The sequence below is a fragment of the Streptomyces sp. NPDC000983 genome, from assembly GCF_040299205.1.
Taxonomy (GTDB): Bacteria; Actinomycetota; Actinomycetes; order Streptomycetales; family Streptomycetaceae; genus Streptomyces.
Map to the genome: position 1 here is coordinate 86,129 of NZ_JBEPBM010000029.1, position 20,681 is coordinate 106,809.

The 20,681-nt window shown below is 72.8% G+C and carries 19 protein-coding genes; 13 read left to right on the forward strand and 6 right to left on the reverse strand.

Annotated features, from left to right (window positions below; genetic code table 11):
• The first annotated feature begins 163 nt into the window (after nucleotides 1-163).
• From ABT296_RS28095 to ABT296_RS28105, 3 genes are all read left to right on the forward strand, one after another.
• The gene (locus tag ABT296_RS28095; protein WP_351931449.1) at nucleotides 164-1,642 is read left to right on the forward strand and encodes a hypothetical protein; all 1,479 of its coding nucleotides are present in this window, start codon (nucleotides 164-166) and stop codon (nucleotides 1,640-1,642) included.
• Nucleotides 1,643-1,725: 83 nt separating this feature from the next.
• Nucleotides 1,726-3,036 carry an AAA family ATPase gene (locus ABT296_RS28100; protein ID WP_351931450.1) on the forward strand — a complete coding sequence of 437 codons (1,311 nt, stop codon included), beginning with the start codon at nucleotides 1,726-1,728 and terminating at the stop codon, nucleotides 3,034-3,036.
• Nucleotides 3,037-3,185: 149 nt separating this feature from the next.
• Nucleotides 3,186-4,412 carry a vWA domain-containing protein gene (locus ABT296_RS28105; protein WP_502977345.1) on the forward strand — a complete coding sequence of 409 codons (1,227 nt, stop codon included), beginning with the start codon at nucleotides 3,186-3,188 and terminating at the stop codon, nucleotides 4,410-4,412.
• 681 nt (nucleotides 4,413-5,093) lie between these two features.
• On the opposite strand, the gene ABT296_RS28110 is transcribed toward ABT296_RS28105, so the two are convergent.
• The 3 genes from ABT296_RS28110 to acnA all read right to left on the reverse strand — a co-directional run bounded on the left by ABT296_RS28110 (nucleotide 5,094) and on the right by acnA (nucleotide 10,181).
• Nucleotides 5,094-6,566, reverse strand: coding sequence for a HAMP domain-containing sensor histidine kinase (locus ABT296_RS28110; RefSeq protein WP_351931452.1), 1,473 nt, complete (start codon nucleotides 6,564-6,566; stop codon nucleotides 5,094-5,096).
• Complete coding sequence (locus ABT296_RS28115) at nucleotides 6,563-7,312, reverse strand: response regulator transcription factor (protein ID WP_351931453.1); 750 nt, start codon at nucleotides 7,310-7,312, stop codon at nucleotides 6,563-6,565. Before ABT296_RS28115 ends, ABT296_RS28110 begins: the two co-directional genes overlap by 4 nt.
• A 151-nt stretch (nucleotides 7,313-7,463) precedes the next feature.
• Complete coding sequence (gene acnA, locus ABT296_RS28120; RefSeq protein WP_351931454.1) at nucleotides 7,464-10,181, reverse strand: aconitate hydratase AcnA; 2,718 nt, start codon at nucleotides 10,179-10,181, stop codon at nucleotides 7,464-7,466.
• A 208-nt stretch (nucleotides 10,182-10,389) separates the two neighbouring features.
• On the opposite strand from acnA, the gene ABT296_RS28125 reads away from it, so the two are divergent.
• The 5 genes from ABT296_RS28125 (at nucleotide 10,390) to ABT296_RS28145 (ending at nucleotide 14,053) form a co-directional block, all read left to right on the forward strand.
• Nucleotides 10,390-11,088: a hypothetical protein gene (locus ABT296_RS28125; RefSeq protein WP_351931455.1), complete on the forward strand. Its 699-nt coding sequence runs from the start codon at nucleotides 10,390-10,392 to the stop codon at nucleotides 11,086-11,088.
• A gap of 49 nt (nucleotides 11,089-11,137) precedes the next feature.
• On the forward strand, nucleotides 11,138-11,335 hold the full coding sequence (locus ABT296_RS28130) for a DUF4236 domain-containing protein (protein ID WP_351931456.1): 198 nt from the start codon (nucleotides 11,138-11,140) through the stop codon (nucleotides 11,333-11,335).
• A 64-nt stretch (nucleotides 11,336-11,399) separates the two neighbouring features.
• Complete coding sequence (locus ABT296_RS28135; protein ID WP_351931457.1) at nucleotides 11,400-12,929, forward strand: helix-turn-helix domain-containing protein; 1,530 nt, start codon at nucleotides 11,400-11,402, stop codon at nucleotides 12,927-12,929.
• Nucleotides 12,930-12,970: 41 nt separating this feature from the next.
• The gene (locus ABT296_RS28140) at nucleotides 12,971-13,342 is read left to right on the forward strand and encodes a DUF6153 family protein (protein ID WP_351931458.1); all 372 of its coding nucleotides are present in this window, start codon (nucleotides 12,971-12,973) and stop codon (nucleotides 13,340-13,342) included.
• Between the two features lie 84 nt (nucleotides 13,343-13,426).
• Nucleotides 13,427-14,053 (forward strand): DUF305 domain-containing protein, encoded by a 627-nt coding sequence (locus ABT296_RS28145; protein ID WP_351931459.1) that lies wholly within the window; start codon nucleotides 13,427-13,429, stop codon nucleotides 14,051-14,053.
• A gap of 45 nt (nucleotides 14,054-14,098) precedes the next feature.
• On the opposite strand, the gene ABT296_RS28150 is transcribed toward ABT296_RS28145, so the two are convergent.
• The gene (locus ABT296_RS28150; RefSeq protein ID WP_351931460.1) at nucleotides 14,099-14,521 is read right to left on the reverse strand and encodes a DUF6299 family protein; all 423 of its coding nucleotides are present in this window, start codon (nucleotides 14,519-14,521) and stop codon (nucleotides 14,099-14,101) included.
• Nucleotides 14,522-14,744: 223 nt separating this feature from the next.
• On the opposite strand from ABT296_RS28150, the gene ABT296_RS28155 reads away from it, so the two are divergent.
• A complete protein-coding gene (locus tag ABT296_RS28155) occupies nucleotides 14,745-14,939 on the forward strand; it encodes a DUF5999 family protein (RefSeq protein WP_351931461.1) in 195 nt (64 codons plus the stop codon).
• 22 nt (nucleotides 14,940-14,961) lie between these two features.
• On the opposite strand, the gene ABT296_RS28160 is transcribed toward ABT296_RS28155, so the two are convergent.
• Nucleotides 14,962-15,360: a RidA family protein gene (locus tag ABT296_RS28160; protein WP_351931462.1), complete on the reverse strand. Its 399-nt coding sequence runs from the start codon at nucleotides 15,358-15,360 to the stop codon at nucleotides 14,962-14,964.
• Between the two features lie 81 nt (nucleotides 15,361-15,441).
• Entirely contained in the window at nucleotides 15,442-16,581 is a 1,140-nt protein-coding gene (locus tag ABT296_RS28165) for an acyl-CoA dehydrogenase family protein (protein WP_351931463.1), read from the reverse strand.
• A 151-nt stretch (nucleotides 16,582-16,732) separates the two neighbouring features.
• On the opposite strand from ABT296_RS28165, the gene ABT296_RS28170 reads away from it, so the two are divergent.
• The 4 genes from ABT296_RS28170 to cysD all read left to right on the forward strand — a co-directional run.
• Nucleotides 16,733-18,334: an AMP-binding protein gene (locus ABT296_RS28170; RefSeq protein WP_502977344.1), complete on the forward strand. Its 1,602-nt coding sequence runs from the start codon at nucleotides 16,733-16,735 to the stop codon at nucleotides 18,332-18,334.
• A 15-nt stretch (nucleotides 18,335-18,349) separates the two neighbouring features.
• The gene (locus tag ABT296_RS28175) at nucleotides 18,350-19,183 is read left to right on the forward strand and encodes a PaaX family transcriptional regulator (protein ID WP_351931464.1); all 834 of its coding nucleotides are present in this window, start codon (nucleotides 18,350-18,352) and stop codon (nucleotides 19,181-19,183) included.
• Nucleotides 19,184-19,428: 245 nt separating this feature from the next.
• Nucleotides 19,429-19,980, forward strand: coding sequence for an adenylyl-sulfate kinase (gene cysC / locus ABT296_RS28180; protein WP_351931465.1), 552 nt, complete (start codon nucleotides 19,429-19,431; stop codon nucleotides 19,978-19,980).
• Nucleotides 19,977-20,681, forward strand: a 705-nt coding sequence (gene cysD / locus ABT296_RS28185) for a sulfate adenylyltransferase subunit CysD (protein WP_351931466.1), incomplete at its 3' end; no start/stop codon positions are given. The genes cysC and cysD, both read left to right, overlap by 4 nt.

Sequence of the window (20,681 nt, forward strand, 5' to 3'; positions counted from 1 at the left end):
GCGGGGGCGGCGCCGGGCCGGCGTCTCCCCCGCTTCGCCGTCGCCGGAACCGGTCCCCGGAAAATCCCGACTGACAGATCGCCGTGGGCGTGCTTATGATGCCGCCGATGACGACCTTCGCCTCGCACCGATTGGGGGACTCGTTCACGCAAGGTGAGTGCTGATGGCAGCTCACTTCGCGAACGGGATTCCGCCCCGCCTGCTCATGTGGCTCCGCGTACGCGAGTACGCCGTGCCCCCGTCCATGATCGAGACCGCGACCGCACGCCGTGCGGCCGGGGACTGGGCCGGGGCCTGCGCCGCCGCCCGGATCGACCCCGATCTCGATCTGCGCGCCGTGCGCCACCGCCACGGCACCGAACTCACCGCCCGGCTCCGCACGGATCTGCGCCTGCTGGCACCTGATCTGCTGCGCTGGCACATGCCCAGGATCGCCCCCGACGGGCGGCTCCGGCCCGGCCTGACCCTCTCCCTGGCCCGCTACCGGCGCGCCGGTGACACTCCGCTGCACCTGGTGGTGCGGACCCCGCCGAACCGGGCGGACGCCGGGCAGCGGATGGCGCTGTCCCTGTGGGAGGAGTCCGGGCCGACGGCCGCCGGGCACCATCCGCACCCGCACCCCGACCGGCGCTTCCGGCTCGATCTGCACCGGCACCTGTGGGACCCGGCGCTCGGCGCGGACCTGGCGCGGCGCTGCGGTGCGCGGTCGGCCGGCTCACCCGTCGACGCCGGTCCCGACCTCGGCCTCGACCTCGATCCCGACTCCGGCTGGGCGGTGGGCCGTTGGGCCGCCGAGGCGGAGGTGCTGCTGCGCGCCGAGGGTCGGGCGCGCGGGGCCTTCACGGTACGGCTCGGCACGGGCCGGCACGCGGTGCTCGAACTCGTCGCCCCCGACGACGGCCATGTTCCGGTCTGCCGTCCGGTGCGGTGCGTACCGCCCGCGCAGGAGACGGCGGTGCTTCCGGTCCTGCCGGAGGCGGCGTCCCGGCTGCTGCCGGACCTGGAGCTGCTGCGCGCCGGGCTCGTCGACCCCTCGCGCCTCCATCCGCTCGTCGCCGCCGCTCTGGTGAGGGGTGACGGGCTCACGGAACCTGACGAAGTGCCCGATCCCGCACGGCTGTTCGGCGGGGGCGGGGATCCGCACCGGGTGGAGTGCCGGGGCGAGGTGCACCGGATCGCGCTGCGGGACGGGGTGCTCGCCGCCGTCGACCACGATCCGGCCCAACTGCGGCGCGAGGAACTGCTGGTGGCGCTCGGCGGGCCGCCGCTGCCCTGTCTGCGGGCGATCGACGCCGTCCACCGCAGCCCCGAGGCGCTGCCCGCGGTGCGGGAGCGGCTGGCCCACGGCGATGTCGCCGGGGCCCTGGCCGTGGTCGAGGGGCTGCTCGGGTCCGGGGCCGTCCTGCGCGAGGGGCCGCTCCGGGACGCGCTGGAGACGGCCGCGGCACGCCGGGTGGAGCACGGTCTCTACCGAGCGGGGCTGGTCGCCGGGCATCCCGGTGCCGGCGGTTCTGGTGGTTCCAGCGGTGCCGGCGGTGCCGGCGGTGCGCGCCGCCGTCCGCGGCTCGGGCGTCGTGCGCCCTTCCCGCTGGTGGCCAAGCGGGTCGGCCGGGCCCGGCCTCGCACCGGTCAGGCCCGCTGACCGGCCGAGCCCTTCCGCGCTCTCCTCTTGCCTTTCCTTCTTCGGACCGCTGTCCGAACCCTTCGAACTCCCCTGGTGATGCCATGACTTCCAGCACGCTCCTGCCCGTCGACCCGTTCCCGACCGCGTCCGCGACCGCTACCCCGACCACCAACCCGACCGCGCCCCCGACCGCGTCCCGGCTTTCCGTCGCCGACGACCTGCTGACGCTTCTACGGACCACCACCACCGAGCCCCGCCCCGACGACCAGCTCGACGCGCTCACCCTGGCGGTCTCGGCCGACCTGCCCGTCCTGCTGTGGGGCGAGCCGGGGATCGGCAAGACCGCGGCGCTCACCCAGCTCGCCGCCTCCCTGGACCTGCCGCTGACCACCGTGATCGCCAGCGTCCACGAACCGACCGACTTCTCCGGACTGCCCATCGTGGGCGACGACCCCGCCACCCTGGGCGTACCGATGGCGCCCCCGCAGTGGGCGGTGGACCTCGTCCGCGCCGGGAAGGGACTGCTCTTCCTCGACGAGCTGTCCACCGCCACCCCTGCCGTCCAGGCCGCGCTGCTCCGGGTGGTGCTGGAGCGCAGGGTCGGGGCCCTGCAACTCCCGCCGGGGATCAGGATCGTGGCCGCCGCCAACCCCCGGGCGTCGGCGGCGGACGGGTGGGAACTGAGCCCACCGCTCGCCAACCGGTTCGTGCACCTGTACTGGGTGCACGACAAGGACGTGGTCGTACGGGGCCTGGGCGGCGTCTGGCCCCGGGCCGAACTTCCGTCTCTAGACTCCGATTTGCTGCCGGACGCGGTGGCCTTCGCGCGGCGCGCGGTCTGCGGCTTCCTCGCGGCCCGGCCGACCCTGATCCACCGGCTGCCGAGCACCGAGGCCCGGCGCGGCGGTGCCTGGCCCTCGCCCCGCAGCTGGGAGACCGCGCTGACCCTGCTGGCCTTCGGTACGGCGGCCGGTGCCTCCCGGGAGGTGCTGGCCCTGCTGGTGCGGGGCGCGGTCGGTGACGGTGCCGGGCTCGAACTCCTCGCCCATCTCGACCGGATGGACCTGCCCGACCCGGAGTCGCTGCTGGCCGATCCGGGGGCGGCGGAGCTGCCCGAGCGCGGTGATCTGCGGCAGGCCGCACTGGAGGCGGTGGTGGCCGCGGTCGGGGCGCGCCCGGAACGGGACCGGTGGGAGGCGGGCTGGGCGGTGCTGGTGCGGGCCCTGGAGACGGGCGCCCCGGATCTACTGGTCGCCCCGGCCACGGCGCTGGCCTCGCTGCGGCGCGACGACTGGGAGGTGCCGGCGGCGGTGGAGCGGCTGGCCTCGGTCATCGGGCTCGCCGAGCGGGCGGAGCGGTCGGTGCGGCGGGTTGCCGCGGGTCGGGGCGCAGGGGCGCAGGTGGGCCGATGACGGGGGTGGGCGGGGCGCGGGTCGGGCGGTCGTCCCCGCGGCCGTATCCGATGGCGCCGCCTCCGCCGCCGCGGCCGGTGCGGGTGACCGTCCCGGCCGCCCCCACCGGTCCCTCCGGGCCGGAGAACCCGGCCGGACTCCGCCTCGACATGGAGAAGTTGATGGCCGCCCGGCTGCACGCGGTCAAGGTCCGCCCCTATCTCGCCGACGCGCTCTTCGCGCTGCATGTGGTCGAGGACCGGGCCGTTCCGACGATGGCCGTCGACGCGCACTGGCGCTGCTACGTCTCCCCCGGCTTCGTGGCCCGGACCCCGGTCGAGGAACTCGCGGGCGTCTGGGTGCACGAGGTCTCCCATCTGCTCCGCGACCACCACGGGCGGGGCGAGCGCTACGCCCGCGCCCACGAGGAGGGCGGGACGGGGGACGCCCGCTCCTCGCGGCTGGGCCGGCTGCGGCAGAACATCGCCGCGGACTTCGAGATCAACGACGACATCTACGGCGACGGGCTGCCCCGGCCCACCGGTGCGGTCCTCCCCTCCCTGTTGCGGCTGCCCACCGGACTGCTGATGGAGGAGTACCTGCGCACGGCCTCGCTGGACGGCCTGGCCGCGGAACTGGCCTGGCTGGACTGCGGCAGCGGTGCCGACGGGGAGCCTCGGCCGTGGGAGCTGGGGCCGGGCGGGGCGCACGGGCTGACCCGGCAGCAGCGGGACGCGGTCCGTTTCCGGGTCGCCGAGGGGATCAAGGGCCGGCGCGGCACGACCCCGGACGGCTGGCAGCGGTGGGCGGAGGAGGCGTTCCATCCGCCGCAGCCGTGGCGGCAGTTGCTGGGGGCGGCGGTGCGCTCGGCGGCGGGCGCGCCGGGGGTGGGCGAGAACCACACCTTCAGGCGGCCGTCCCGGCGGTCGGCCGCGCTGCCGGGGGTGGTGCTGCCGAGTCTGCGCCGTACGCCGCCGCGGGTGTGCGTGGTGATCGACACGTCGGGTTCGGTGAGCGACTCCGAACTGGGCGGCGCGCTGCTGGAGGTCGCGGCGATCGCGCGGGCGGTGGGCGGACGGCGGGACCTGGTCTCGGTGATCTCCTGCGATGCGGCGGCGGGGGTGGCGGTGCCGTTGTGCCGGGCCGAGAACATCGAGCTGATCGGGGGTGGGGGTACGGACCTGCGCTCGGGTTTCGCCCGGGCGCTGGCGGCCCGGCCCCGCCCGGACGTGATCGTGGCGTTCACCGACGGGCAGACGCCGTGGCCGTCGGCGCAGCCGCCCTGCCGGACGGTCGTCGGGCTCTTCCCCCGCCCGGCGGGCACCGCGGACGAGGACGACCCGGACTACGTCCCGGACACCCCGCCGGCATGGGCCCACGTCGTCGCAATCGGCTGAGCGGGTTGCCTGCTGGGTGCGGCCCGATGGGGGCTGGGCGCGCAGTTCCCCGCGCCCCTGGCGGCACTGCCAACACCGTTCGATTCGCAGCCCCGTCGACCCAGGCGGCCAGTGTGCGTTGCCTGTTGGGCGCGGGACGGTGGGGGCCGAGCGCGCAGTTCCCCGCGCCCCTGGCGGCACTGCCAACACCGTTCGATTCGCGGCCCCATCGGCGCAGGCGGCCAGTGTGCGTTGCGGTCCGGCCAGCTGGCCCGGCCGAACTGTGTGTACGTCACGCAAGCTGAGCGGAACCCACGGCGACCGGCACCAACAGCCCCGCCAAGGGGCGCGAGGAACTGCGCGCCCAGCCCCCACCAGGCCGCACCCAACACACAACCCACACCGACCACCCGCAAAACCAGCGGTGCCGGCAGCGCCGCCAGGGGCGCGGGGAACTGCGCGCCCAGCCCCCTCCGGGCCGCCCCCATCAGGTCACGGCCGCAAGGCCAGCGGCATCCGCGGTGCCGCCAGGGGCGCGCCCAGCCCCACCACCCCGCGCCCAACAGGCACCGCACCGGTGGGCGGGGCGGGAGCGGGTCCGGGCGGGTTCCGGTCCGACGCGGATGGGAGCGCTCCCACCCCGCTGGTCCGGAACCTAGCGCCATCGGACGGGGTTGTAAACGGCTCGAACGCCCCGTGCCGCTAGCTCGCCGAGCACGTCGCTACCGTGGGCGCCACCCCCGCCAGGGGGACACGGAGCGTGAACTCCGTGCGGCCGGGGCTGCTGTGCACGTCGAGGCGGCCGGCGTGGGCCGCGGTGATGGCCGTGGCGATGGCCAGTCCCAGGCCCGACCCGCTGTCGATGCCCGGTGTGCGGGAGCGCGAGACGTCGGCTCGGGTGAAGCGTTCGAAGACCGTGGGGAGGAGGGCGGGCGGAATCCCGGGACCGTTGTCCGTGACGCGGACGACGCAGTCGGTACCGCTCACCGTCACGGCGGCCACCACCCGGGTGCCCGCCGGCGTGTGCACCCGGGCGTTGGCCAGCAGGTTGCCCACCACCTGGTGGAGTCTGGCCTCGTCGCCCAGCACCACGGCCGGGGTGTCCAACTCCAGCCCCCAGTCGTGGCCGGCGCCCGCGGCCCGGGCGTCCCACACCACCTCGGCGACCAGCGCCGCCAGGTCCACCTCGGCGGACTCCAGCGGGCGCCCCTCGTCGAGGCGGGCCAGCAGCAGGAGGTCCTCGACCAGGCCGGTCATCCGGGCCGACTCGGAACGGACCCGACGCCAGGCCAGGACCGGCTCGATCCGGTCGGTGCCGCGGTTCATCAGCTCCGCGTAGCCCGCGATGGAGGCGAGCGGGGTACGCAGTTCGTGGCCGGCGTCGGCGAGGAAGCGGCGCATCCGCTCCTCGGTGCGGCGGCGTTCGGCCAGCGAGGACTCGACGTGCTCGATCATCCGGTTGAGCGCGGCGCCCACCTGGCCGGCCTCGCTGCCGGGGTCGGTGTCGCGGGCCGGGACACGGGTGAGGGCGCTGACCTCACCGCGGTCCAGCGGGGCGCGGGAGACCTCGACGGCGGTGGCGGCGACCCGGCCGAGCGGGCGCAGCTGACGCCGTATCACCACCGCGCAGGCGCAGCCGGCGACGGCCAGTCCGGCGGCTGCGACCGCGGCCTCGGCGACGACCATGCCGCCGATCATGTCCTGGACGTCGTCCATGGGCAGCCCGGTGAGGACCCGCACCCCGTCCTCGTCGAGCGCGGCGACCCGGTAGGTGCCGAGGCCGGGGACGGTGACGGTGTGCCGGGTGCCGTCGGTCCGGATGCCGTCCAGGGCGGCGCGCTGGGTGGTGGCGAGTTCCTCGGGGTCGGCGTCCTGGTGGACGAGGGCGGCGGCGAGGACGGTTCCGTCGGCGGCGAGCCGGGCGGCGAGCAGCCCGGCGGGCTGGCCGTTCTCGTGCAGGAAGCCGAGGCCGTCGGTGTCGTCGGGGTGGAGCGCGGCGCCGCCGAGGCTGCGTTCGGCCGCGTCGGCGACCCGGTCGTCGAGGTGGCCGAGGAGGGCGGCGCGCTGGACGAGGACGGTGGTGAGGGCCATCGCGGTGCAGACCACGACGAGGGTGGCGCTGATGAACAGCACCAGCCGGGCCCGGATGGAGCGGGTGCGCGGGCGCCGGGTCATCCGCCGTCAGCCCCCGCCCCAGCCCCAGCCCCAGCCCCAGCCCGGATGACGTAGCCGAGGCCGCGCACGGTGTGGATCATCGGGGCGCGGCCCTTGTCGATCTTCCGGCGCAGGCCGCAGACGTAGACCTCGACCAGGTTGCCGCCGCCGTCGAAGGAGCCGCTCCAGACGCGGTCCAGGATCTGGGCCTTGCTGAGGACCTGGCGCGGGTGGTCCAGGAGCAGGCCGAGGAGTTCGAACTCCTTGGCGGTGAGCCGGACGGGCCGGCCCGCGCGGTGCACCTCGCGGGTCTCACGGCTCATCACCAGGTCGCCGAGGACGCGTACGGAGTCCTCGCGGCGGGCGTGTTCGCCGCCGGCGCGGCGCAGCAGTCCGCGCAGCCGGAGGACGACCTCCTCCAGGGAGAAGGGTTTGGTGACGTAGTCGTCGGCGCCCGCCTCCAGTCCGTCGAGGCGGTGTTCGAGCGCGTCGCGGGCGGTGAGCATCAGCACGGGCAGGTCGGGCTGTTCCGCGCGCAGTCTGCGCAGGACCTGGAGGCCGTCGAGGTCGGGCAGCATGCCGTCCAGGACGACGGCGTGCGGGGCGCAGCCGCGGGCGAGCCTCAGCGCGCTGTGCCCGTCGGGCGCGGGGTGGGGCTGCCATCCCGCCTCGGTGACGGCCACGGACAGCAGTTCGAGCAGGCCGGGTTCGTCGTCGACGACGAGTACGCGCACCCGCCCGGTGCGGGACCCCCAATTACCAGACATGTCCCGATGCTGTCCCGCCCGGCTGAGGGACCGCTGTGTTCCACCTGGGCGGCACCCGTGGGCCGGGCCCGCGTCCGCCCCGGAACGCGGACGGGCCGCATCCCCGTCCTCGCGGAGGGGATGCGGCCCGGGTGCCCTGGGGCGCCGGAGACTAGCCGCGGATCAGGTTGCGCAGCACGTACTGCATGATGCCGCCGTTGCGGTAGTAGTCGGCCTCACCGGGGGTGTCGATGCGGACGACCGCGTCGAACTCGACGCCCGTGTCGGTGGTGACCTTGACCGTGCTCGGGGTGGTGCCCTCGTTGAGCTCCGTCACGCCGGCGATGGAGAAGGTCTCCTCGCCGGTCAGGCCGAGCGAGTCGGCGTTCTGGCCGGCCGGGAACTGCAGCGGCAGGACGCCCATGCCGATGAGGTTCGAGCGGTGGATGCGCTCGTACGACTCGGTGATGACGGCCTTGACGCCGAGGAGCGCGGTGCCCTTGGCGGCCCAGTCGCGGGACGAGCCGGAGCCGTACTCCTTGCCGCCCAGGATGACCAGCGGCACGCCGGCGGCCTGGTAGTTCTGCGAGGCGTCGTAGATGAACGACACCGGCGCGTCGGCCTGGGTGAAGTCGCGGGTGTAGCCGCCCTCGGTGCCCGGCGCGATCTGGTTGCGCAGGCGGATGTTGGCGAAGGTGCCGCGGATCATGACCTCGTGGTTGCCTCGGCGCGAGCCGTAGGAGTTGAAGTCACGACGCTCCACACCGTGCTCGGTGAGGTACTTGCCGGCCGGGGTGTCGGCCTTGATGGCGCCGGCCGGGGAGATGTGGTCGGTGGTGACCGAGTCGCCGAGCTTCGCGAGCACGCGGGCGCCCGTGATGTCGGTGACCGGGGTGGTCTCCATCGTCATGCCCTCGAAGTACGGGGGCTTGCGGACGTAGGTCGACTCCGCGTCCCACTCGAAGGTGTTGCCGGTCGGGATCGACAGGGCCTGCCACTGGGCGTCGCCCGCGAAGACGTCCTGGTAGGACTTGGCGAACATGTCCTCGCCGATGGCGTTGGCGACGACGTCGTTGACCTCGGCCTCGGAGGGCCAGATGTCCTTCAGGAAGACCGGGTTGCCCTCGGTGTCGGTGCCGAGCGCGTCCTTGGTGATGTCCACCTTCATGGACCCCGCGAGGGCGTACGCGACGACCAGCGGCGGGGAGGCCAGGTAGTTCATCTTGACGTCGGGGTTGATCCGGCCCTCGAAGTTCCGGTTGCCGGAGAGGACCGAGGTGACCGCGAGGTCGTGGTCGTTGACGGCCTTGGAGACCTCCTCCGGCAGCGGGCCGGAGTTGCCGATGCAGGTGGTGCAGCCGTAGCCGACGAGGTTGAAGCCGACCTTGTCGAGGTACGGGGTCAGGCCCGCCTTGTCGAAGTAGTCGGTGACGACCTTCGAGCCCGGGGCGAGGGTGGTCTTGACCCACGGCTTGCGGGTCAGGCCCTTCTCCACGGCCTTCTTCGCCACGAGCGCGGCGGCGACCATGACGTAGGGGTTCGAGGTGTTGGTGCAGGAGGTGATGGCCGCGACCGTCACCGCACCGTGGTCGATCTCGTACGTCGAGCCGTCGGGGGCGGTGACGGTGACCGGGTTCGACGGGGCGCCGTTGGGCGCGACGGCCGGGGCGTCGGAGGCCGGGAAGGACTCCTGGCCCGCCTCGTCGACGGTGTCGACGTAGTTGCGGACGTCCTGCTTGAACTGCTCGGCGGCGTTCGCGAGGACGATGCGGTCCTGCGGGCGCTTCGGGCCGGCGATGGAGGGGACGACCGTGGAGAGGTCCAGCTCCAGCTTCTCGGAGAAGTCCGGCTCGGCCTTCGGGTCCAGCCAGAGGCCCTGCTCCTTGGCGTACGCCTCGACGAGCGCGACCTGCTGCTCGGAGCGGCCGGTGAGCTTGAGGTAGTTCAGGGTCTCGTCGTCGATCGGGAAGACCGCGGCGGTGGAGCCGAACTCCGGCGACATGTTGCCGATGGTGGCGCGGTTGGCGAGGCTCGTGGCCGCCACACCCTCGCCGTAGAACTCGACGAACTTGCCGACGACGCCGTGCTTGCGCAGCATCTCGGTGATCGTGAGCACGAGGTCGGTGGCGGTGGTGCCGGGGGTCAGCTCACCGGTCAGCTTGAAGCCGACGACGCGCGGGATGAGCATGGAGACCGGCTGGCCGAGCATCGCGGCCTCGGCCTCGATGCCGCCGACGCCCCAGCCGAGCACACCGAGGCCGTTGACCATCGTGGTGTGCGAGTCGGTGCCGACGAGCGTGTCGGGGTACGCCTGGCCGTTGCGGACCATGACCGTACGCGCCAGGTGCTCGATGTTCACCTGGTGGACGATGCCGGTGCCCGGGGGTACGACCTTGAAGTCGTCGAAGGCGGTCTGGCCCCAGCGCAGGAACTGGTAGCGCTCCTTGTTGCGGCCGTACTCCAGCTCGACGTTCTGGGCGAACGCGTCGTGGGTGCCGAACTTGTCGGCGATGACGGAGTGGTCGATGACCATCTCGGCCGGGGAGAGCGGGTTGACCTTCGCCGGGTCACCGCCGAGCGCCTTGACGGCCTCGCGCATGGTGGCGAGGTCCACGACGCAGGGGACGCCGGTGAAGTCCTGCATGATCACGCGGGCGGGCGTGAACTGGATCTCCTCCGAGGGCTGGGCCTGCGAGTCCCAGCCGCCGAGGGCGCGGATGTGGTCGGCGGTGATGTTCGCGCCGTCCTCCGTGCGGAGCAGGTTCTCCAGCAGGACCTTGAGGCTGTACGGAAGGCGGGCCGAGCCTTCCACCTTGTCCAGCCGGAAGATCTCGTACGACTCGTCGCCCACCTGCAGCGTGCTGCGGGCGTCGAAGCTGTTCGCCGACACGACAGTCTCCTTCTTTGATGTGCGCGTTCCCACCGCATCCTGCCGCCACGACGACTTGTCCGATCGGCTGAGGTAAGGCTAAGTTAGGTAACCCTTACTAGCCTGGCGGCTGCGGTACGCCTCGGCAGATATCTCGATGTCGAGATAACTCTAGTACATGGGGCCGGGATGGTCATGCCCGGCCTCCCTGTGATGTCCTTCTCCGACCATGAAGCGAGGCGATTTCCACCGGCACGCCAGGGGCTGGACCCGCTGGGTCCCGCTGCCGACGAACACGTGGACGACCCTGAGTCCCGGGCGCGCCCCCCTGCGCTCACCCCTGCTCGGCGACGCCGACCTGGCCCGCGCCGCCTGGACCGCCGGCCACCTGCCCGAACTCTTCGCCGCGCTCCGGCACGCGGTCTGCGCCCACCTCGGGAGCTTCCCCGAACGGCTCGACGTACGCACGGTGCACGTCCACCCCGTGGCGCGGGACGGCATCCCCTACGTCGGCGTCGAACTGCGCGACCTCGGCGTCATCCTGCACGGCAGACGCGTGGTGGACCTCGGCGGGCCGGAGCTGGCCACCCGGCTCTCCACCGCCGAACAGGACGCCGCCGACCGGCGGACCGGACTGGACGAGGCGCTCCTCGGCCACTGGAGCAGCATCCCGATGGACTACGGCGTGATGGAGTCCTCGGAGCTCGAACTGCGCGCCAACGGCCAGGGCTGGAGCAAGCTGGCGACCGTCCTCGGGGAGCACGTCACCCGGCTGACCTGGCGCTGCCCGGAGCCGGGGACGCTGGAGCTGCGGACGGCCGACGGGGAGGCGTCGCGGCATGCCTACGTGGTCACCGGCGACCCGGTGCCGACGGTCGCCTTCGACGAACCGGTCGAGTTCTGCCATCAGTTCGGCCGCTCGGGGTAAGCGGGGAGCATCGGCGCCACGGGCGCACGAACCGCGACAGGAGGAACCGATGCCCCTCACCTTCCGCAAGAGTTTCCGCATCCTTCCCGGGGTCCGGCTGAACATCAACAAGCGCTCCTGGTCCATCACCACCGGCGGCAAGCACGGACCGAAGCGCACCCACAGCAGCACCGGACGTCGTACGACATCAATGGATTTGCCCGGACCTTTCGGATGGCGTCGTACCCGTACCGCCAAGCGGCGTTGACGGGGCATCACCCGAACGGACCCCTCAAGAGGCGCCATCTCATATCTGAGATAGCCTCAACCCCATGGCAGACGACTACCTCGTACGCATCGGCAAGCTCATCCGTGACGCCCGGCAACACCGTGGCTGGACACAGACGCAGCTGGCCGAGGCGCTCGGCACCTCCCAGAGCGCCGTCAACCGGATCGAGCGCGGCAACCAGAACATCAGCCTTGAGATGATCGCCCGGATCGGTGAGGCCCTGGACAGCGAAATCGTCTCGCTGGGCTACGCGGGTCCGATGCATCTGAGGGTGGTGGGCGGCCGCCGGCTGTCCGGCGCGATCGACGTCAAGACGAGCAAGAACGCCTGTGTCGCACTGCTGTGCGCCTCCCTGCTCAACAAGGGGCGCACGGTGCTGCGCCGGGTCGCCCGCATCGAGGAGGTCTACCGCCTGCTGGAGGTCCTCCAGTCCATCGGCGTGCGCACCCGCTGGATCAACGACGGCACCGACCTGGAACTGGTGCCGCCGGCCGAGCTGGACATCGACGCCATCGACGCCGAGGCCGCCGTCCGCACCCGCTCCATCATCATGTTCCTCGGCCCGCTGCTGCACCGCGTGGACAGCTTCAAGCTGCCCTACGCCGGCGGCTGCGACCTCGGCACGCGCACCATCGAGCCGCACATGATCGCGCTGCGCCGGTTCGGCCTGGACATCGCGGCGACCGAGGGCCTCTACCACGCCCAGGTGGACCGCGCGATCACGCCCGACCGCCCGATCGTGCTGACCGAGCGCGGGGACACCGTCACCGAGAACGCGCTGCTGGCCGCCGCCCGGCACGACGGCGTCACGGTCATCCGCAACGCCTCCTCCAACTACATGGTCCAGGACCTGTGCTTCTTCCTGGAGGCCCTGGGCGTGCGGGTCGAGGGCATCGGCACCACCACGCTGACCGTGCACGGCGTGCCGACCATCGACGTGGACGTCGACTACTCCCCCTCCGAGGACCCGGTCGAGGCGATGAGCCTGCTGGCCGCCGCCGTGGTCACGGAGTCGGAGCTGACGGTGCGCCGGGTGCCCATCGAGTTCCTGGAGATCGAGCTGGCGGTCCTGGAGGAGATGGGCCTCGACCACGACCGCACCCCCGAGTACGTCGCCGACAACGGCCGTACCCGCCTGGTGGACCTCACCGTCCGCCCCTCCAAGCTCGAAGCCCCGATCGACAAGATCCACCCCATGCCCTTCCCGGGCCTGAACATCGACAACGTCCCCTTCTTCGCGGCGATCGCCGCCGTCGCCTCGGGCAAGACCCTCATCCACGACTGGGTCTACGACAACCGCGCGATCTACCTCACCGACCTCAACCGCCTCGGCGGCCGCCTCCAGCTCCTCGACCCGCACCGGGTCCTGGTGGAGGGCCCCACCCGCTGGCGCGCCGCGGAGATGATGTGCCCGCCGGCCCTGCGCCCCGCAGTGGTCGTCCTGCTGGCGATGATGGCGGCCGAGGGCACGTCGGTGCTCCGCAACGTGTACGTCATCAACCGCGGCTACGAGGACCTCGCGGAGCGCCTGAACTCGATCGGCGCGCAGATCGAGATCTTCCGGGACATCTGAGGCCCGTTCGGTAGGGTCGCCGCGTGCGGGTGAGCGGACGTGTGCGAGCGGGAGGTGCCCTCGGGCAGCTCCTGCTCGTCGTCGTGCTCGCGCTCGGGGTGTTCGTGATGCACACCCTGGGGCACCCCGAGGACTCCTCGCACTCCGGGGCGGGGGGCGTCTCGCACACGGCACCGATGGAGCACCCCGCGGAGGGGGCGTCCACTCATGAGCCCTCTCTGCCGATGGACATGGCCTCGCTGTGTGTGGCCGTGCTTCTCGGTGGCTGGGTGCTCGGCGCGCTGCTGAGGTCTGCGTTCGGCCGGCATCCGGACGGGGCGGCGCGGCTGCTCGCGCAGGTCGCCGCGGTGCCGAGACCCCGGCCCCCGCCGCGCGGCCCCACTCTCACCCTGCTGTCGGTTCTGCGGCAATAGGCCGAAATCCACCACGGGCGCGAGCCCGTGACTCGGCATGCCTGCGAAGCAAGAACGAACCGACACGAAAAGGTGAGTATCACCATGAATACAGTCAAGCGCGGCCTTGTGGCCGCCGGTCTCGTCGCCGGGGTCCTTCTCGTCTCCGCCTGTGGGGGCGAATCCCACGAGGGCGCGGCCGGAATGGACCACGGCGGCTCGGCGTCGGCACCGGCTCCGGACGGCGGCTTCAACGACGCGGACGTCGCCTTCGCGCAGATGATGATCCCGCATCACGAACAGGCCCTGGAGATGGCCGAGCTGGCCGACGGGCGGGCCGCGGACCCGGAGGTCGAGGAACTCGCCGGGAAGATCGAGCGGGCCCAGGACCCCGAGATCGAGACGATGCGGGGCTGGCTGAAGAGCTGGAAGCAGCCGACCTCGGCCGCGTCGATGCCGGGCATGGACCACGGCTCGGGGCACGGCTCGGGGCACGGCGGTGACGGGATGATGTCCGCCTCGGACATGGCGGAGTTGAAGGGGCTCAAGGGCGCCGCGTTCGACCGGGCCTTCGCCGAGATGATGATCGAGCACCACGACGGTGCGATCGCGATGGCCGAGGACCTGCGCCGGGACGGCGAGAACGCCGACGCCAAGAGGCTCGCCGCCGCCGTCGTGAAGGGGCAGTCCGCCGAGGTCGAGCAGCTGCGCGACCTCCTCGACCGGCTCTGAGCGGTCCGGGCCGGAGGGGTGTGCACCCCTCCGGCCCGGCCACTGTCAGCCCTCGACGAGGGTGACGTCCTGCTGACCGGTCGCGTGGATGGCCGGCAGCGGCAGGCCCGCGCTGGAGTCCAGTTCCATGACGGTCGCCTCGACCCGGACCCGGCCCGGCTCGAAGGCGCCCCCGCCCGGCCTGCCGGTGTTCTCCCAGCGGTGCTCCATGCCGTCGCAGCGGGCCGGGGTGCCGCCGAGCCCGTGGCGGACGGAGGAATCCGCCGCGCCGACCGAGGAGCTGACGAAGACCGGGCCCGCACCCCCGGTGCAGCGGTAGGTGCCGGAGAGGGTGATCGTGCCGTCGGCGGCGATCCTGCCCGTGGGGTCCACGGTGACCGTCTCGTGGGAAGTGGCGCCGGCGGGGGTGGCGAGGAGGAGAAGCAGGGCGGAGCCGAGGGCGACGCCGAGGGAGGTGCGAACGGGCACGGGAAACCTTCCGGAGGAACGGGACTCGGGGCCTCCACCAGTACCGGGCGGGCCCGCCCGCGCGTGTGATCGTCACTCCTTCGGTGGCGAGTTGGCGTCGGGCGTCCGCGGAACGTCAGGGAGTTGTCCCCGTGTTGTCACGCTCACGGCTGGCCCGTGGCGGTTCGTTCACGGCAGGAGCATGGTCGGTCCATCGGAACAATCCTCAACGTGGAGGTGCGCCATGGGTGCCCACCGGTCTTCGTGTTCCCTCCCCGGCACGCACGCTCCCCGGGTCGTCGCCGCCCACCCGGAGCAGGGGTGGAGTCTGCTGTGCGACGGCACGATCGTCTTCGACGACTCCGGTGAGCTGCTGCCCGACGGGCGGGTCGTGACGCCGCATCGGGCGGTGGTGAGCGGGCTGACGACGGCTGCCTGAACTCCCTTACTTAGATAGCGAGTTACGGCAGTACCGCGAAGCCGTCCAGTTCCACCATCGCCGGTTCGTCCCAGAGTCGTACGACCTCCACGACCGCCATCGCCGGGTAGTCCCGGCCGGCCAGTCGCCGCCAGATGCGGCCCAGTTGGGGCGCGTCGGCCCGGTACCGCGCGATGTCCGTGGCGTAGACCGTGACCCGGGCCAGCTCGGCCGGGGTGCCGCCGGCCGCGCGCAGGGCGGTGAGCAGGTTGGCCAGCGCCCTCTCGAACTGTTCCGGGAGGGTGTCGCCCACGATCTTCCCGTCCTCGTCCAGGGCCGTCTGGCCCGCCAGGAATACCAGTCGCCCGCCGGTGGCGACCACCGCGTGGGAGAAACCCGTGGCCGGGGACAGTTCCGGCGGGTCCACTCGCTCCACGGTCATGTGCGGGCCTCCGGGGTCATGTGCGGGCCTTCAAGGAGCATGCGCGGGCCGCCTTCAGGGTCGTGTGCGGGCCTTCAGGGTTCATGTGCCGGCCTCCAGTGCGGCGTACAACTCCTTCGCGATGATGCCCCGTTGGACCTCGCTCGCACCTTCGTAGACACGCGGGGCGCGGACCTCGCGGTAGAGGTGCTCCAGCGGATGGCCGCGGCGCAGGGCACGGGCCCCGTGGAGTTGTACGGCGCGGTCGACGACGTACTGGGCGGTCTCGGTGGCGAGGAGTTTCGCCATCGCCGAGCGCAGCGGGACGTCCGGGGCGCCCTCGTCGTACGCCGTCGCCGCCGCGTGGACCATCAGCCGGGCCGCCTCGACGCGCAGGGCCATCTCGGCGACCTCGTGGGCGACGGTCTGGAGGTCCTTCAGCTTGCCGCCGAACGCGTCCCGTCGGCCGGTGTGGACGAGGGTGGCGTCCAGGGCGGCCCGGGCCATGCCGACGGCGAAGGCGCCGACGCTCGGGCGGAACAGGTTCAGGGTGCCCATGGCGACCCGGAAGCCCCGGTCGGGTTCGCCGAGGACGTCGGCGGCGGTCACCGGGACCGCGTCGAAGTCGAGGGTGCCGATGGGGTGCGGGGAGAGCATGTCCAGGGGGGCACCGGTGAGCCCGGAGCGGTCGGCGGGGACCAGGAACGCGGTCACCCCGCGGGCGCCGGCGCCGGGGGTGGTGCGGGCGAAGACGGTGTAGAAGTCGGCCTCGGGGGCGTTGGAGATCCACGCCTTCTCGCCGGTGAGCCGCCAGCCGCCGGTGCCGTCCGTGCCGTCGGGTTCGGCGGCCAGGGCGAGGGCCGCCGCGTCGGAGCCCGCCCCGGGCTCGCTGAGCGCGAACGCGGCGACCAGCGTGCCCGCGCCGACCCCGGGCAGCCAGCGCTCGCGCTGGGCCGGGGTGCCGTGGGCGTGCACGGGGTGGGCGCCCAGGCCCTGGAGTGCGAGCGCGGTCTCCGCCTCCGTACAGGCGTGGGCGAGGGACTCCCGCATCAGGCACAGGTCCAGGGCGCCGGAGGTGAACAGCCGGGGCAGCAGGCCGAGGCGGCCCAGTTCGGCGACGAGCGGGCGGTTGACCCGGCCCGGCTCGCCCTTCTCGGCGAGCGGGGCGAGCCTCTCGGCGGCCAGTCGCCGCAGTTCGGCACACCAGGCGAGCTGTTCCGGTTCGAGTGAGAATGCGGGCATCGCCGTCCTCTCTCCCCGCGCCCGTCCGGGGCGGCCGCGGAGCCACTCCCCGACGGTATCGCGCACAGTTGACTGCCGTCACCAACACGATACGCTCGTCGGGCGAGACGACAGGCCCTAGGAAGCCCACGAGGCATAGGGGGCGCAACGCATGTACCTCTCGGCGCATCGCGACACCTTCACGCGCGACCATCTCCCACCGTCCGAGGAGTGGCCCGAACTCAGCTTCGACCTGCCGGAGCTGCACTACCCCGAACGGCTGAACTGCGCCGAGGAGCTGCTCACCGGCCCGCCGGACGACCGCCCCGCGTTCCGCACGGCCGCAGGCATCTGGAGCTACGGCGAGCTGCGCGCCCGGGTCGACCGGCTGGCGCATCTGCTCACCGGCGACCTCGGGGTCGTCCCGGGCAACCGGGTGCTGCTGCGCGGCCCGACCGGCCCCTGGCTCGCGGCCTGCTGGCTGGCGGTGCTGAAGGCGGGCGCGGTCGCGGTGACCGTGCTGGCCCAGCAGCGCCCGCACGAGCTGCGCACGATCTGCGAGATGGCCGAGGTGAGCCACGCCCTGTGCGACATCCGCGCGGTGGACGACCTGGTCAAGGCGGAGACGCCCGGGCTGCGGATCGCCACCTACGGCGGTGACGCCCCGGACGACCTGCTGAACCGGACCGCGCCCGGCACCCCGTACACCGCGGTGGGCACCGCCTGCGACGACGTGGCGCTGATCGCGTTCACCTCGGGGACCACCGGACGGCCCAAGGGGTGCATGCACTTCCACCGGGACGTGCTGGCGGTGGCCGACACCTTCTCCCGGTACGTGCTGCGACCGGAGGCCGACGACGTCTTCGCGGGGAGTCCGCCGCTCGGCTTCACCTTCGGGCTCGGCGGGCTCGTCGTCTTCCCGCTGCGCGCCGGGGCCAGCGCCCTGCTGCTCGAACAGGCCGGTCCCCGGCAGCTGTTGCCGTCGATCGCCGAGCACCGGGTGACCGTGCTGTTCACCGCGCCGACCGCCTACCGCGCGATGCTCGACGAGCTGGACGGGCACGACGTCTCCAGCCTGCGCCGCTGCGTCTCGGCCGGGGAGAACCTGCCCGCGGCCACCTGGCACGCCTGGCGGGAGCGGACCGGGCTCGGCATCATCAACGGCATCGGCGCCACCGAGCTGCTGCACATCTTCGTCTCCGCCGCCGACGAGCACATCCGGCCCGGCACGACCGGGGTGCCGGTGCCGGGCTGGCAGGCGCGCGTGGTCGACGCCGAGGGCCGGGAGAGGCCCGACGGGCAGCCGGGGCTGCTCGCGGTGCGCGGCCCGGTCGGCTGCCGCTATCTCGCCGACCCCCGGCAGCGCGAGTACGTCCGCGGCGGCTGGAACATCACCGGTGACACCTACGTCCGGGAGAGTGACGGCTACTTCCGGTACGTCGCCCGCGCGGACGACATGATCATCTCGGCCGGGTACAACATCGCCGGCCCCGAGGTCGAGGAGGCGCTGCTGCGCCACCCGGACGTGCTGGAGACCGCGGTCGTGGGCCGCCCCGACGCGGCGCGCGGCCAGGTCGTGCTGGCGTTCACGGTGCTCAGACCGGGCGCCCGGCGGGACGCGGAGGTGCTGCGCGCCTTCGTGAAGCAGGAGTTGGCGCCCTACAAGTGCCCGCGCGAGATCGTGTTCCTGGACGCCCTGCCGCGCACCGCGACCGGCAAGCTCCAGCGGTTCAAGCTGCGGCTGGCGGCCGACGCCGGGGGTGACCGGCAGTGACGCCGACGACCTAAGATGATCAACGTGTCCGACCAGCATGCTCCGCGGTCTCTGATCGTCACGCTCTACGGCGCCTACGGCCGCCATGTGCCCGGCCCGGTGCCCGTCGCCGAGCTGATCCGGCTGCTGGCCGCGGTCGGCGTGGACGCTCCGTCCGTGCGTTCGTCGGTGTCCCGGCTGAAGAGACGCGGACTGCTCGTGCCGGCCCGCACCGAGCAGGGCGCGGCCGGCTACGAACTGTCCCCCGACGCACGCCAGTTGCTCGACGACGGCGACCGGCGCGTCTACGCCACCGCACCTCCCGAGGACGAGGGCTGGGTGCTCGCGGTGTTCTCCGTGCCGGAGTCGGAGCGGCAGAAGCGGCACGTCCTGCGCTCCCGGCTGGCGGGCCTGGGCTTCGGGACGGCCGCGCCCGGCGTGTGGATCGCTCCCGCGCGGCTGTACGAGGAGACCCGGCACACCCTGGCGCGGCTGCGGCTGGAGGCGTACGTGGACTTCTTCCGCGGCGAGCACCTCGGCTTCGCGCCGACCGTGGAGGCCGTCGACCGCTGGTGGGACCTGGCCGCCGTCGCCAAGGAGCACGAGGCGTTCCTCGACCGTCACGCGCCCGTGCTGCACGACTGGGAGCGGCGCGCGGACACCCCCGCCGAGGAGGCGTACCGCGACTATCTCCTCGCCCTGGACTCCTGGCGCCACCTCCCCTACGTCGACCCCGGGCTGCCCGCCCGGCTGCTCCCCGAGGACTGGCCGGGCGCGCGTTCGGCCGCGGTGTTCCGGGCGCTGCACGAGCGGCTGAGGGACGCGGGGGCGGCGTTCGCGGGACTGACGGCGCCCGATCCCTCGGCGTGATCCCGATGCCTGGTCCGGGTGCCCGGCCCCGGTGCCTGGTCCGGGTGCCTGGTCCCGGTGCCTGGCCCGGCAGCGTGATCCCGGTGCCTCATCCCTCCGCGTGACCCTCGACGCGGGCCCTTGTGATGCCCCTCACAACCCGGGCCACTCAGAGAACCCTCAGCCTCCTCCGTCACTCTTCTCAGATTTCTCACCTAGCGTGCGTCGCGTTGTAGGCCAGGTAAGAAAACAGAGGACTGTTGCGCATGACCACGACGGCAAGGGCTCAGGGAGCCACCATCTGGCTCACCGGGCTGCCGAGCGCGGGCAAGACGACGATCGCCCGCCTGCTCGGTGACCGGCTGAAGGCCGGGGGACATCGCGTCGAGGTCCTCGACGGCGACGAGATACGCCGGTTCCTCTCCGCGGGGCTCGGCTTCTCCAAGGAGGACCGCAACACCAACGTGCAGCGCATCGGGCTGGTCTCCGAGGTGCTGGCCCGCAACGGGGTGCTGTCCGTGGTGCCCGTGATCGCGCCCTACGCCGAAAGCCGCGAGGCCGTGCGCGGGCGGCATCTGAGGAGCGGTGCGCCGTACTTCGAGGTGCATGTGGCCACCCCGGTCGAGGTGTGCAGCGAGCGTGACGTCAAGGGCCTGTACGCCCGGCAGGCCGCGGGCCAACTGGCCGGGCTGACCGGCGTCGACGATCCGTACGAGCCGCCGGTGGACCCGGATCTGGTGCTGCGGACCCAGGAGCAGAGCCCGGACGAGTCGGCGGACGCGGTGTACGCGCTGCTGGCGGAGCGGGGGCTGGTGTGAGTTCCGCGCTCTCGCATCTGGACTCGTTGGAGTCCGAGGCGGTGCACATCTTCCGCGAGGTGGCGGGCGAGTTCGAACGGCCGATGATCCTCTTCTCCGGCGGCAAGGACTCCATCGTCATGCTCCACCTCGCCCTGAAGGCGTTCGCCCCCGCCCCGGTCCCCTTCACGCTCCTGCACGTCGACACCGGACACAACTTCCCCGAGGTCCTCGACTACCGCGACCGCGCCGTCGCCCGCCACCAACTGCGCCTGCACATCGCCTCCGTCCAGGACTACATCGACCGCGGCACCCTCAAGGAACGCCCCGACGGCACCCGCAACCCCCTCCAGACCCTCCCGCTGACGGAGAAGATCCAGGCCGAACGCTTCGACGCCGTCTTCGGCGGCGGACGCCGCGACGAGGAGAAGGCCCGCGCCAAGGAACGCGTCTTCTCCCTGCGCGACGAGTTCTCCCAGTGGGACCCCCGCCGCCAGCGCCCCGAACTGTGGAACCTCTACAACGGCCGCCACGCCCCCGGCGAACACGTCCGCGTCTTCCCCCTCTCCAACTGGACCGAACTCGACGTCTGGCAGTACATCGCCCGCGAGAACATCGAACTCCCCCAGATCTACTTCGCGCACGAGCGTGAGGTGTTCGCGCGCAGCGGCATGTGGCTGACGGCGGGCGAGTGGGGCGGCCCGAAGGCGGGCGAGACGGTG